Source organism: Ruegeria sp. AF7, assembly GCF_056541885.1.
Genome location: NZ_JBQFYX010000007.1, coordinates 50,507 through 64,432 on the forward strand (window position 1 = coordinate 50,507; position 13,926 = coordinate 64,432).

The 13,926-nt window shown below is 57.5% G+C and carries 12 protein-coding genes; 6 read left to right on the plus strand and 6 right to left on the minus strand.

Annotated elements, in window-relative coordinates:
• Window positions 1-20: 20 nt before the first annotated feature.
• The 6 genes from ACR0AP_RS13060 to ychF all read right to left on the minus strand — a co-directional run bounded on the left by ACR0AP_RS13060 (window position 21) and on the right by ychF (window position 8,083).
• On the minus strand, window positions 21-542 hold the full coding sequence (locus ACR0AP_RS13060; protein WP_480507072.1) for a thioesterase family protein: 522 nt from the start codon (window positions 540-542) through the stop codon (window positions 21-23).
• A gap of 10 nt (window positions 543-552) precedes the next feature.
• A complete protein-coding gene (locus tag ACR0AP_RS13065) occupies window positions 553-1,341 on the minus strand; it encodes a cyclase family protein (protein WP_480507073.1) in 789 nt (262 codons plus the stop codon).
• A 111-nt stretch (window positions 1,342-1,452) separates the two neighbouring features.
• On the minus strand, window positions 1,453-4,236 hold the full coding sequence (gene fdhF, locus ACR0AP_RS13070; RefSeq protein WP_480507074.1) for a formate dehydrogenase subunit alpha: 2,784 nt from the start codon (window positions 4,234-4,236) through the stop codon (window positions 1,453-1,455).
• A gap of 13 nt (window positions 4,237-4,249) precedes the next feature.
• A complete protein-coding gene (locus ACR0AP_RS13075) occupies window positions 4,250-5,953 on the minus strand; it encodes an NAD(P)H-dependent oxidoreductase subunit E (protein ID WP_480507075.1) in 1,704 nt (567 codons plus the stop codon).
• Window positions 5,954-6,038: 85 nt separating this feature from the next.
• Window positions 6,039-6,920 (minus strand): LysR family transcriptional regulator, encoded by an 882-nt coding sequence (locus ACR0AP_RS13080; protein ID WP_480488239.1) that lies wholly within the window; start codon window positions 6,918-6,920, stop codon window positions 6,039-6,041.
• 65 nt (window positions 6,921-6,985) lie between these two features.
• The gene (gene ychF, locus ACR0AP_RS13085) at window positions 6,986-8,083 is read right to left on the minus strand and encodes a redox-regulated ATPase YchF (protein WP_480488241.1); all 1,098 of its coding nucleotides are present in this window, start codon (window positions 8,081-8,083) and stop codon (window positions 6,986-6,988) included.
• 200 nt (window positions 8,084-8,283) lie between these two features.
• On the opposite strand from ychF, the gene ACR0AP_RS13090 reads away from it, so the two are divergent.
• The 6 genes from ACR0AP_RS13090 to ACR0AP_RS13115 all read left to right on the plus strand — a co-directional run bounded on the left by ACR0AP_RS13090 (window position 8,284) and on the right by ACR0AP_RS13115 (window position 13,921).
• Window positions 8,284-8,772, plus strand: a complete 489-nt coding sequence (locus ACR0AP_RS13090; protein WP_480507076.1) for an acyloxyacyl hydrolase — start codon at window positions 8,284-8,286, stop codon at window positions 8,770-8,772.
• 79 nt (window positions 8,773-8,851) lie between these two features.
• Window positions 8,852-9,643, plus strand: coding sequence for a tryptophan synthase subunit alpha (gene trpA / locus ACR0AP_RS13095; RefSeq protein WP_480507077.1), 792 nt, complete (start codon window positions 8,852-8,854; stop codon window positions 9,641-9,643).
• Between the two features lie 145 nt (window positions 9,644-9,788).
• On the plus strand, window positions 9,789-10,955 hold the full coding sequence (locus ACR0AP_RS13100) for an alpha-hydroxy acid oxidase (RefSeq protein WP_480484008.1): 1,167 nt from the start codon (window positions 9,789-9,791) through the stop codon (window positions 10,953-10,955).
• Window positions 10,956-11,202: 247 nt separating this feature from the next.
• Window positions 11,203-11,850, plus strand: coding sequence for a 50S ribosomal protein L25/general stress protein Ctc (locus ACR0AP_RS13105; RefSeq protein ID WP_267366092.1), 648 nt, complete (start codon window positions 11,203-11,205; stop codon window positions 11,848-11,850).
• A 143-nt stretch (window positions 11,851-11,993) separates the two neighbouring features.
• Complete coding sequence (gene pth / locus ACR0AP_RS13110) at window positions 11,994-12,674, plus strand: aminoacyl-tRNA hydrolase (RefSeq protein WP_480507078.1); 681 nt, start codon at window positions 11,994-11,996, stop codon at window positions 12,672-12,674.
• Window positions 12,675-12,757: 83 nt separating this feature from the next.
• The gene (locus ACR0AP_RS13115) at window positions 12,758-13,921 is read left to right on the plus strand and encodes a serine hydrolase domain-containing protein (protein WP_480507079.1); all 1,164 of its coding nucleotides are present in this window, start codon (window positions 12,758-12,760) and stop codon (window positions 13,919-13,921) included.
• The last annotated feature ends 5 nt before the right edge of the window (window positions 13,922-13,926 follow it).

The following is a 13,926-nucleotide window of genomic DNA, read 5'->3' on the forward strand; positions in this document are numbered from 1 at the left end:
ATCGCGTCCGACCCCGGAAACTAATTTCGGCGAATTCCTATCGGTTGGCCGACCTGCGAAGCCGGTTCCAGAGATTTGTGATCATCCACCATTTGCGCAAGACGTGCCGCAGCCCAATCCGGATAGGGCTCGGAGCGCCCGGTGCTGTGGCTGACATTCATGAAAAGCGCCTCTTGCGTCGCGCAAATCTCGTCAGTTTCTGACAAAAGCATCTGCGCGAAATAATGTCCTCTCTTGCTGTCAGCATCCAGCATTCGGAACCTGAAATAAAACCATGAACTGTCTTTGACCTCCTTCACGAAATGCAGATGAGACTGCAGGATGTAAGGCCCCTGCCCCAACGCCTTGACCTGCACCTCGCCCAACCCGAGATGGTCAACCATCAGCTTTTCCAACGCCATGTCAAAGGCGACACCGTAAAACCCGACATTCATATGGCCGTTATAGTCGATCCATTCGGGCCGTACTTCAAAGCCGCGAATTTCCACAGGCGCGGCATACGGGCCATCATGCCCGCCAGGAGGTGTCGAAGTCGGCTGCATTTGGCCCCCTTTACTGTGCGTCTTCATCGTCAAGTATTGCCACGGCCCGGACAAATCCCGCAGAGGCCCCTTTTATCTTGAAGGGGAAACAGGAAATCTCGAACCCGGTGGGCGGCAAATCTTCCAGATTGGTCAGCTTTTCCAAGTGGCAATACCCGATATCCATCGACGCGCGGTGTCCTTCCCAGATAATAGATGGATCTCGGGTCTCAGCGTATTCCTGAGCGGTGAGCGGAAACGGTGCATCCCAGCTCCAGGCGTCGGTGCCGGTGACACGCACGCCACGTTCCGTCAGATAAAGCGTCGCCTCGCGCCCCATTCCACATCCTTTGACCAGATAGTCCGGCGCGCCATAACGTGTCCCTGCCGCAGTGTTGACCACGACGATATCCAAGGGGCAAAGCTCGTGGCCGATGCGCTTCAATTCGGCTTCGACATCTGCCGCGGTAACAACATACCCATCCTCGAAGTGTCGAAAGTCCAGCTTGACGCCAGGGTTCATGCACCATTCCAACGGCACTTCGTCGATGGTTATCGCCCGTTCACCTTTGTTCATCGTGGAATGATGGTGATACGGCGCATCCAGATGCGTGCCGTTGTGGGTCGCGATCTGCAACCATTCGATGGCCCACCCTTCACCGTTCGGCAGGTCTTGCCGTTCCAGACCCGGAAAGAAAGATATGACCTGTTCTGCCGTCTGATCATGGGTCAGATATTCGATATGCGGCAACATGATTGGCGGGTCAGACACGATCCCGGTTTCCAACGGAACGGACAGATCGACGAAACGACGGGCCATTAGCAACTCCTCCATCATATTCCCGAACAGGGTTGGTTGAGCGCAAGCGCCTGTCAAGAAAAGAAAAAGGCGACCCGTCTGGCCGCCTTCTTTGCTTGATATGTTTTGGGTTTACTCAGCCGCAACTGCGCCTTCGATCTTCTCGACGCGTATGGCCGAGAATTTGAACTCGGGGATTTTGCCATAAGGGTCGATGGCTGAGTTTGTCAGGATGTTCGCCGCCGCCTCAACATAGGCAAACGGGATGAACACCATATCCTCGGCAATCGCCCGGTCCGCGCGGACCATGATCTCAATCGAACCACGGCGTGTGGTCAGGCGGATCATGTCGCCCGGCTCGATGCCCATCAGCTTGAGCGTACGTGGATTCATCGAACAGTTTGCCTCGGGCTCCACCGCGTCAAGAACGTTGGACCGGCGGGTCATTGAGCCAGTGTGCCAATGTTCCAGCTGACGGCCAGTGGTGGCGATCATCGGGTATTCCTCGTCCGGGGCCTCATCCGGCGGAATGACGCTGGCGGGGGTGAACTTCGCCTTACCGCCCGAGCGGGGGAAACCATCCCCGAACACGATGGATTGGCCCGGATCGGTTTCGCTGAGCGACGGATAAGTGATCGACTCAGTCTCAAGCCGTTCCCAGGTGATGTTGTCCAGGGACTCCATCGTCAGCTTCATCTCGTTGAAGACCTGAGACACATCCGTGTAGTCCCAATTCAGCCCGATGCGTTGCGCCAGATCGACGGTGATCGCCCAATCCTCACGCGCTTCCCCCGGAGGTGCCACAGCCGGACGCACCCGCTGCACCTGCCGGTTGGTGTTCGACACGGTGCCATTCTTCTCATACAGCGCCGAGGCTGGCAGGATGATGTCGGCATAGTTCGCCGTTTCGGTCAGGAAGATATCCTGGACGATCATCAGATCCAGCTTGGCCAAGGCCTCGCGCGCATGATTCACATCCGGGTCAGACATGGCTGGATTCTCACCCAAAATATACATCCCCTTGATATTGCGCGCGTAAATCTGGTCGATGATTTCGGTGACAGTCAGGCCCTTTTCATTCGAGAAATCATCCGAGTCCCAGACATCCGTAAACTGCGCCCGAATGCTGTCATCCGTGACCGTCTTGTAGTCCGGCAGGAACATCGGGATCAGGCCTGCATCAGACGCCCCCTGCACGTTGTTCTGACCGCGCAGCGGGTGCAGACCCGCACCAGGCTTACCGACGTTGCCGGTCATCAGAGCCAGCGAAATCAGGCAGCGAGAGTTGTCGGTGCCGTGGATGTGCTGGCTGACACCCATACCCCAAAAAATCAGGCCAGCCTTGGCCTGCGCAAAAGTGCGGGCCACGCGGCGCAGTTGATCCGGTTCGATGCCACAGATCGGAGCCATCGCCTCGGGCGAGAACTGGCGCAGGTGCTCTTTCTCGGCCTCCCAGTTCTCTGTCCAGCGGTGGATGTACTGGCTGTCATACAACTCTTCCTCAACGATCACGTTCATGATCGCGTTGAGCATCGAGACATCCGCCCCCGGACGGAACTGCAGCATTTCATCCGCGAACTTGCGCATACCAACGCCACGGGGGTCCATAACGATCAGTTTGCCGCCACGCTTGGCGAACTGCTTGAAATAGGTCGCCGCGACAGGGTGGTTCTCGATCGGGTTCGAACCGATGATGATCGCCACATCGGCGTTTTCGATCTCGTTAAAGGTCGCCGTCACCGCGCCCGAACCCACATTCTCGATCAGCGCCGCAACGGATGAAGCGTGGCACAGACGGGTGCAGTGATCGACGTTGTTGTGCTTGAAGCCCTGACGGATGAACTTCTGGAACAGATACGCCTCTTCGTTGGTGCACTTGGCCGAACCGAAGCCCGCAACCGAACGTGGGTCTTCGGCGCGCAGGGTCATCAGCTTGGTCGCGGCCAAGTCCATCGCCTCTTCCCAGGTTGCCTCGCGGAAATGGGTCGACAGATCGCCCGGATCAACGTTCAGCCCCTTGGCGGGCGCATCCTCGCGCCGGATCAGCGGTTTGGTCAGGCGGTGCGGGTGGTGGATGTAGTCAAAGCCAAAGCGACCTTTGACGCACAAACGACCTTCGTTTGCGGGGCCGTTGATGCCCTCGACATACTTCACCTTGCCGTCCTTGACCTTCAGCGACACCTTGCAGCCCACGCCGCAGAAGGGGCAAACGCTTTCGGTTTCGCTGTCGTAGTCCTTGCTGTCCCCCTGCTGCTGATCGTCCAGCACGGTGGCCGGCATCAGCGCACCGGTCGGGCAGGCCTGAACACATTCACCACAGGCCACGCAAGTTGACGCGCCCATCGGGTCGTTCTGGTCGAACACCACCTGCGCGGTATGACCGCGACCGGCCATGCCAATCACGTCATTCACCTGCACTTCGCGGCAGGCCCGAACACAAAGGTTGCAGTTGATACACGCATCCAGATTGACACGCATCGCCACATGGCTGTCATCCAGAAGCGGGATTTTCTCGGCCTCTTTCGCAGGAAAACGGCTGTCGCTGACATCGTTCAGCTTGGCCATATCCCAGAAATGGCTGGATACGTCATGCGGCTGCTCGGGCTGATCGGCCACCAGTAGTTCCATCACCACGGCGCGCGATTTCTCGGCGCGGTCGGTGTCGGTCTTGACCACCATCCCATCGGCCGCCGGGCGGATGCACGAGGCGACCAGGGTGCGCTCGCCCTCCACCTCGACCATGCAGGCGCGACAGTTGCCATCGGGGCGGTATCCCGGTGCAGGCTTGTGGCACAGGTGCGGGATCACCAGGCCCCGGCCATTGGCTGCTTCCCAGATCGTGGTGCCCTCGGGCACAGTGACGTCATCGCCGTTCAGGTTGAAGGTGACGGTCTTGGTTGGGCTTGCGTCAAGCATGGCTCTGTCTCCCTCAGATTTCGTCAGCGAAATGTTTCATGACCAGGCGGATCGGATTCGGGGCCGCCTGCCCCAGACCGCAGATCGAGGCATCGCCCATGACCTGACACAGATCCTCCAACAGATCGGTGTCCCACTTGTCGGCCTGCATCAGCTTGACCGCCTTTTCGCAGCCTGCCCGGCAGGGTGTGCACTGACCACAGCTTTCATCCTCAAAGAACCGCAGCATGTTAAGCGCGGCATCGCGGGCGGTGTCCTGATCGGACAGAACCACAACGGCGGCAGACCCGATGAAGGTGCCAAGCGGCTGAAGCGTGTCGAAGTCGAGCGGGACGTCGTCAATGCTTGAGGGGAGAAGACCAGACGACGGCCCGCCCGGTTGATACGCCTTGAACACATGGCCATCAGCCATGCCGCCGGCGGCATCAATCACATCAAGAATGGTCGAACCTGCGGGCAGCAGGTAAACGCCTGGCTTCGCCACACGCCCCGAGACCGAATAGCTGCGCAGGCCCTTGCGGCCGTTCTTTTCAACAGAGTTCAGAATCTGCGGCCCTTCGCGGCAGATTTTTGAGACCCAATACAGCGTCTCGACATTGTGCACCAAGGTCGGACGGTTAAAGACCCCAACCTGCGCCACGAACGGAGGACGGTGGCGTGGTAGGCCCTTCTTGCCCTCGATCGATTCGATCATCGCGGATTCTTCACCGCAGATATAAGCGCCAGCACCCCGGCGCAGGTCGATGTAACCCTTTGCGACGATACCGGCATCTTCCAATGCCGCAATCTCACGACGCAGAATACCCAGCACTGCCGGGTATTCGTCGCGCATGTAAATGAAACAGGTCTCGGCCTCGACCGCCCATGCAGCGATCAGCATTCCTTCAAGGAAGACATGCGGTGTGCGCTCCAGGTAATAGCGGTCTTTGAACGTGCCGGGTTCACCCTCGTCGCCGTTGACAGCCAAATAGCGCGGGCCTTCGTTCATGCGAACAAAGCCCCATTTCTTGCCCGACGGGAAGCCAGCCCCGCCCAGACCACGCAGGCCCGAGGACAGGACGTCTTCTTGCACCTGTTCCCAATCACCGCCGTCGCGCAGCTCTATAAGCTTGGCGTAACCGCCTTCGGCCTCATAGGCCGTGAAGGTCTCATAGTCGGGCAGATGCGCATGGGTGTCCCCTGCTGCAATCGCCGACTGCACCTTTTCGGGGGTCGCATGATCAATGTGATTGTGGCCAATCTCCAATACCGGGGCGGTATCGCAACGCCCCATGCAGGGCGCGCGAACAACGCGAACTTCGGCAGGGTCCAAACCGTCTTGCAGCGCCTGCTGCAACTGCTGGGCACCAGCCATTTCGCAAGAGAGGGAATCACAAACCCGTATGGTCAAAGCGGGAGGAGGCGCCTCGCCTTCTTTCACCACATCGAAATGGGCATAGAAAGTCGCGGTCTCGTAGATCTCGGCCTGACCGATCCGCATCTCGACGGCCAATGCCGCGATATGGTCGGCGCTGATATGGCCGTGTTCGTCCTGAATCAAATGCAGGAATTCGATCAACAGATCACGGCGGCGCGGGCGATCGCCCAGCAGGCGTGTGATTTCAGCCTGCGCCTCATCCGTGAACTGACGGCCCTTGGGTGTGTGCCGCCCCTTGCCTTTACCTGACTTCCAGACGCCCTTGGGTGCGCCTGATGGCTTGGTATCTAATGGTGCCATGATGCCCTCCGATTGAGGTTCCGTCTCTCATCAGGCAAACATATCGTCAAATCGCTTTTGGCAATCGCACGATAACGACACCTTATCACCGCAAAGAGGTCACCACATCCCGCAAAGCCTTGACCGTCGGCAACTCGGGGTCCCGGTTAAGGGTCGCCAGACAAATCGGTTTGCTGACAACAGGTTCGATCAGCGGCAACACTTTCGTTCCCTTCAAATCGCCCAGCGCGCGCACCAGAACCCGAGGGACAACCGTCGCCGCCAGCCCCTCCCGCACCATGACCATCGAAGCCGTGAAACCGCTGGTTTCGGCCACGATGTCAGGGTGCAGCCCCTGTTCGGCAAACACCCGATCCAGAATACGCCGGTTCTGCATCTGCGGCTCCAAAAGGCTGAGCGGAAATTCTGAGACCTGCGCCCACGGAATCGGGCCGCTTTGGTCCGTCAGATGCGTGGGCACCAACAACACATAGGTTTCCTCGTAAAGGGGCTGAACCTGCCGGAAATCGGTGCCGATACTGTCACCATAGGTTACTCCAGCATCAAGGCTGCCTTCGTCCAGTCGATGCTGGATTGCGGTGGCTGACATGGTTTCAATGCGTGTGACGATACGAGGATGCGCGTCACGCAGCCTTTTGACCAACCGTCCCGTGAAAGCGATTGCGGTCGGGATCACGCCGAGGATCAGTGTGCCCGTAATCTCTCCCTTTGCAGCAAGCACCTGCTGTTCCAGCGCCTTGGTGTCGTCCAGAATACGCCGCGCCCGCTGGACGATCATCTCGCCCTCTTCGGTCAGGCCCTGAAACCGGTTGGCGCGGCGGACGATGGAGACACCCAAACGATCCTCAAGATTGCGGATGCGCATAGAAAACGCAGGCTGTGAAATCCCGCACTCCTCGGCCGCCTTGGCAAAATGCCGATGCCGCGCCAAAGCGCTGAGCAGTTGCAGGTCGCGGATTTCGATCAAGGAAAGCTCCAATGCTGCGGATAAGGCAGGATACCCCGCTCACCCGACAGGAACAGCCCAATTGATCAGGTATTAAACAAAAAGTGCATCACATCGCCGTCCTTGACGATATAGCCCTTACCCTCTGCCCGCATCTTACCCGCCTCTTTCGCGCCCTGCTCGCCATTTGCGGCGACATAGTCGTCATAGGCGATGGTCTCGGCACGAATGAAACCCTTTTCGAAATCGCCATGGATCACACCGGCGGCCTGCGGAGCGGCGGTGCCAGTGCGGATGGTCCAGGCGCGGGCCTCTTTCGGGCCAACGGTGAAATAGGTTTCCAGCTTCAGTAGATCGTAACCAGCGCGGATCAGACGGTCGAGGCCGGGCTCTTCCAATCCCATCTCCTCAAGGAACATCTGGGCTTCGTCCTCATCCAGCAGGCTTATCTCTTCTTCGATCTTGGCACTGATGATGACATGGGCATTGCCCTGCGCGACGGCCATATCGGCCACGCGGGCAGTGTATTCGTTGCCTTGTGCGGCGTCTTCCTCGGACACGTTGCAGACGTAGAGAACCGGTTTGGTGGTCAGCAGTTGCAACATCTTCCAAGCCTTGGCGTCCTCGTCGCTGACTTCGACCAGACGTGCGGGCTTGCCGCTTTCCAGCATGGCCTGCGCCTCGGCCAACAGGCGATCTTGCTGTTGCGCCTCTTTGTCGTTGCCCTTCAGCTTGCGCACCAGATTGGCCCGGCGCTTTTCGATGCTTTCCAAATCGGCCAGCATCAGCTCGGTTTCGATCGTGTCAGCGTCCGCAACCGGATCAACGCGACCATCGACATGTGTCACGTCGCCGTCTTCGAAACAGCGCAGCACATGGGCAATCGCATCCGTTTCGCGAATATTCGCCAGAAACTGGTTGCCCAGCCCTTCGCCCTTTGACGCGCCTTTCACCAGACCCGCGATATCCACAAAAGTCATCCGTGTCGGGATAATCTGTTTTGAGGACGCAATCGCCGCCAGCCTGTCGAGGCGGGCGTCGGGAACCGCAACATCCCCGACATTGGGTTCAATGGTGCAGAACGGGAAGTTCGCGGCCTGCGCAGCTGCGGTTTTGGTCAACGCATTGAACAGGGTCGACTTGCCGACATTCGGTAGACCCACGATTCCCATCTTAAAGCCCATCACGGCCTCCTGCATAGAATACGATCGCAGCTTCTATGCAGGTCCGCCTAGATGCGCAAGGGATTGCTGGCGGCACCTTTGCCGAGTCCATTTCGCCACATCACAAAATTGTTTGGAAAATGTGTTCTTGTCTAAATTGAAAAACGGCGCCTACGATAACCAGTTAATATCGCACGATCACTTTTTGTTAGCGGAACCCGATGAAACACTTTTTTCTTGTAACCGTAGTGGCGGCAACGGCCTGCGTGTCAGCCCAGGCACAGACCATTGTTTTTGGCGCTGGATACGCTGATTATTCCGAAGACACGTCCGAGGATCAGGGCCTGATCTCGATTGAATACCACCATGCACCATTTCATCAGGCCACGCGGTTTCGCGCCGGTTGGGGTGCGGCCCTAACTGTAGATGAAGATGGTGACACGCATATCGGCGCGGGCCTGATCGGGCAGTATGCGCTGAGCGATCGCTGGTTCTTGGAAGGCAGTGTAATGCCCGGCTACTACAATGCCAGCAACGACCTGAATGATCTTGGGGGCGATTTTCAGATTCGCAGCCTATTGGGTCTTGGCTATAACCTGAACAATGGCAACAGCGTGTCTGTCGCGCTTACCCATAAATCCAACGCCAGTACCAATGACGAAAACCCGGGCGTGAATGCCCTGCTGGTACGCTATCATCTGGGCTTCTGATCCATTCCTGTCTGGGCGGGATTGATTTTCGGTCAAAGTTTCTGCACATCAGGTCGAAACCCGAGTGCAAGGACATCCGATGACCCGTATCGACGCCAAGTTCGCCGCCCTGAAAGCTGAAGGCAAGAAGGCCTTTGTCGCCTATGTCATGGCCGGGGATCCCGACTATGACACTTCGCTTGAAGTGGTCAAAGGCCTGCCAGGCGCTGGCGTGGATGTTATCGAGCTGGGCCTGCCCTTTACCGACCCGATGGCCGACGGTCCTACTATTCAGGCTGCGGGCCAACGTGCGCTTGAGCAGGGCATGACCTTGCAACGCACATTGGATCTGGCACGAACGTTTCGGGAAACAGACGATACAACCCCCATTGTCCTGATGGGGTATTACAACCCGATCTACAGCTGCGGTGTCGACGCGTTTCTGGCCGATGCAAAAGCAGCTGGTATTGACGGGTTGATCGTGGTGGACCTTCCCCCTGAGGAGGACGCAGAACTCTGTCTGCCCGCGCAAGCGGCGGGTCTGAATTTTATTCGCCTGGCGACCCCGACCACGGATGACAAACGCCTGCCACGTGTTCTGCAAAACACTTCGGGCTTTGTTTATTATGTCTCGATCACCGGGATCACTGGCGCAGCCGAGGCAGAAGCAACCGATGTTGGCCCCGAGGTTGCCCGCATCAAGGCCGCGACCGATCTGCCGGTAATCGTGGGGTTCGGGATCAACACGCCCGAGAAATCGCGCAATATTGCCTCGGTGTCGGACGGCGCGGTGGTCGGGTCAGCGATCGTCAGCCAGATCGGCGCTGGTAAACCTGTGACCGACGTGCTGACCTTTGTAAAATCTCTTTCGGATGGCGCGCACAGCGCCTGATTTCGCAGCCAACATGCGAGAATTGTGACCCGTCGCGGATACCGCGGCGGGTTTTTTGTGACCCTTCACTGTGACGCCAAGACATTGCAGCCTTGGGAATGAATTGGTAAAGAAAACTAACCAATGTACACGGAGCCCTGTTTTCATGCCTGTGATCACCAATATCGAAGACCTCAAACGCATATATGAACGCCGCGTGCCCCGTATGTTCTATGACTACGCCGAAAGCGGCAGCTGGACAGAACAGACTTTTCGCGAAAACACGACCGATTTTGAAAAAATACGCCTTCGCCAAAGGGTTGCGGTCGACATGTCCGGTCGGTCGACATCTTCGCAAATGATTGGCGAAGACGTTTCAATGCCTGTTGCGCTTGCCCCGGTCGGGTTGACGGGGATGCAACATGCAGACGGAGAGATGAAGGCCGCCAAAGCCGCCGAGGAATTTGGTGTGCCCTTTACGCTGTCCACCATGTCCATCAACTCTATCGAAGATGTGGCCGGATATACCAACAAACCATTCTGGTTCCAGCTTTATACGATGAAGGACACGGACTACATCAACCGCCTGATCCAGCGAGCAAAAGACGCCAAATGTTCCGCACTGGTAATCACGCTCGACCTGCAAATTCTGGGCCAACGGCACAAGGACCTGAAAAACGGTCTGTCGGCCCCGCCCAAACTGACCGCAAAAACCATCGCCAACCTGATGACCAAATGGGCCTGGGGCATTGAAATGCTGCGGGCCCAGCGGCGCGAGTTCGGCAATATCGTGGGGCATGTGCATGGTATTTCGGACGCGTCTTCATTGGGGGCCTGGACCGCAGAACAGTTTGACCCCAGCCTCGACTGGTCGAAGGTTGAAAAACTGATGGAGCAATGGGGCGGGAAAGTGATCCTTAAGGGCATCCTTGATGCGGATGACGCAAGGATGGCCGCCAAGCTGGGTGCCGATGCCATTGTCGTGTCAAACCATGGTGGGCGTCAGCTTGACGGCGCGCTAAGCTCGATTCGTGTCCTGCCCGAGATCATGGATGCGGTTGGGGGCGATATCGAGGTGCATTTGGACAGCGGTATCCGATCCGGACAAGACGTGCTCAAAGCCTTAGCGCTTGGGGCCAAAGGGACCTATGTTGGCCGCGCGTTTGTGTATGGTCTGGGTGCCATGGGTCAGAAAGGTGTCACCACGGCGCTTGAGCTGATCCAGAGGGAGCTTGATACGACAATGGCGCTTTGTGGTGAGAAAAATGTGGCTGCGTTGGGGCGTCACAATCTGCTGATACCTGAAAACTTCGGGGGTCGCTGGCAAGCGTAACCGGTCAATCAGGGGGCTCTGCCCCCGACGCCCGTTCCGGGCGCCTCCCCCGGGATATTTTTGGCCAGATGAAGCTGGGGATCCTTCAATCGTCCACCCGATAATACTCCAGGACAGGCGATAGAACCCAGCCGAACGGCACAGCAAGAAATACCTCTTTCCAAATCGGGTGAATCAAGCTAAGGACGCGGCTTCACGCGGGTATACAGCCTTGGAGGATGCCCGCCCTAACATTGGAGAATATATCATGGCTGGTGAGATTCCTGATCTCGTAGCTCTGGAACGGACGGGGACAGGCAAGGGCGCCGCTCGTCAAGCACGCCGCGACGGCATGGTTCCGGGCATCGTATTTGGTGGCGACAAAGAACCGTTGCCAATCCAGATCCCGTTCAACGTCTTGTTCAAGCGCCTGAAAGCGGGCCGGTTCAAGTCGACCTTGTGGAACCTGAAAGTTGAAGGCCACGATGACGTCCGCGTCATCTGCCGCGACGTTCAGCGTGATGTCGTCAAAGACCTGCCGACCCATCTGGACCTGATGCGTCTGCGTCGGACCACCAAGATCGCGTTGTTCATCCCCGTTGAGTTCATCAATGAAGGTGCGGCCCCTGGCATCAAAAAGGGTGGCGTTCTGACCGTTGTCCGCCCGGAAGTCGAACTGATGTGCACCGCCGGTGACATTCCTGAAAAGATCACCGTTGATCTGACCGGTCTGAACATCAATGACGTTGTGACCATTTCGTCGGTTGAACTGCCTGAGGGCACCAAACCAACCATCGACCGTGATTTTGTGATTGCCAACATCTCGGCGCCGACTGGTCTGTCCACCAGCGACGACGATGAAGATGGTGAAGTTGCAGCCGATGAAGTCGAAGTTGTCGGAAAAGAAGAAGAATAAGTCTGGAACAGTGTTTCCGACTTTGAAGCGGGGCTCGGGTGAGCCCCGTTTTTTTTTGCGGGTCCAATAATCGGGCCTGACTGGATTTCCTGACGATTTCCGGGCATGAAATGGCTTTGGAGCTACAGAGGCAAAACGGAAACATGAAGCTGTTTGTTGGATTGGGAAACCCGGGCCAGAAATATGCCCGGAACCGGCACAATATCGGGTTCATGGCCCTGGACCGGATCGCAGAAAATCACGGGTTTGGTCCCTGGAAATCGAAGTTTCAGGCCGAGATTTCGGAAGGTCGGCTTGGCACCGAGAAAGTCCTGCTGTTGAAACCGCAAACCTACATGAACCGATCGGGTCAATCCGTGGGTGAGGCGATGCGGTTTTACAAGCTCGAATCCACCGACGTTGTTGTATTTCATGACGAATTGGACCTTGCCCCGGGCAAGTTGCGCGTCAAGGCAGGGGGCGGGCACGCCGGGCATAACGGTCTGCGCTCGATCCATGAGCATATCGGGGCGGCCTATGACCGTGTACGCCTTGGGATCGGACATCCGGGCCGCAAGGAAATGGTTTCGGGGTACGTGCTCAGTGATTTTGCGAAATCCGAAACCAGCTGGCTGGACGACGTTCTTCGGGGTGTTTCGGACGGGGCTGCTTATCTGGCTCAGGACGAGGGCGGCAAGTTCATGAATGCAGTTGCATTGCGCACTGCCCCGCCGCGATCATCAAAGACCGCCGCACCAAAAGCCGACGCAGCTTCAACAGCCGCACCCGACGCCGCGGGCGACGACCGGTCGGCGATGCAGAAGCTTTTGGACAAATTCAGGTAGCGCCTCTGCCTCTTTCCGTTACGTAGAGGTTGCGGAATGTGATCTCCCGCGTTCCAATACCGCTCAACTAGGGAGGCAATGCGATGAAATCCATATTGAAGTGGGTGCTGCGCATCGTACTGGCGCTGGTTCTGGCCGCCACTGCCGTCGGGCTGTGGAAGCGCGAAGAGTTGCAGCGCCTTTTGGCCGTGAACTCGTTATTTTCGGAAGAGAAGATCGTTCACAATTTCTCGCACATGGACGAGGCTTTTCTGACCGTGAACCTGCCGCGTGGCGACGCGCCAACCTGGGACCTGCCTTATGGCGAAGGGTTCGAGCTGCCGGAGGGAACCGACAGTTGGATCGATGAACGCGCGGTCACGTCGTTGCTGGTTATGCAGAACGGCAAAGTCAGGTTCGAGGAATATTATCTTGGCACCGGGCCGGATGACCGGAGGATTTCCTGGTCGGTCGCCAAAAGCTATCTTTCGGCGCTTTTCGGTATCCTGCTGCAAGAGGGGGCAATCGGGTCGTTGGATGACCCGGTCGTCAAATATGCGCCAAAACTGAAAGACAGCGCGTATGAAACCGCGTCGATCCGCAACGTGCTGAACATGGCAAGCGGCGTGACGTTTGATGAAGATTACCTCGACCCAAATTCCGACATCAATCGGATGGGGCGTGTGGTTGCCCTGGGTGGTGAGCTGGACGATTTCGCAGCCTCGCTGCAAGACAGCTTTGCGACGCCGGGTGAAACCTGGCAATACGTGTCGATCGACACCCATGTTCTGGGCATGGTTATACGCGGTGCGACCGGGCGGAACGTGGCGGACCTTCTGACGGAAAAGATCCTTCAACCTTTGGGGCTGGAGCGGGACGGATACTACATCACTGATGGTGCAGGGGTCGCTTTTGTTTTGGGGGGCCTTAACTTTACCACACGTGATTTCGCCCGGTTCGGACAAATGATCCTGCAGGACGGCATCGCGAATGGAAAACAACTGGTTCCTGCCGAATGGATTTTCGAAGCCACCCAACCCAGCGCACCGACCGCACAAGGAGAGATCGGGTACGGGTATCAATGGTGGATTCCCCGCGGCGCGCATGAAGGAGAGTTTCTGGCCCGTGGCGTCTATGGGCAATACATCTATTTCAACCAGCCCAGGGGTGTTCTGATTGTGTCCACCGGTGCAGACAGGCTGTTCCGTGAGCCGGGTGTAAATGACCTGAACATCGAAATGTTCCGCAAGATTGCGGAAAGTCTGTAAGATGT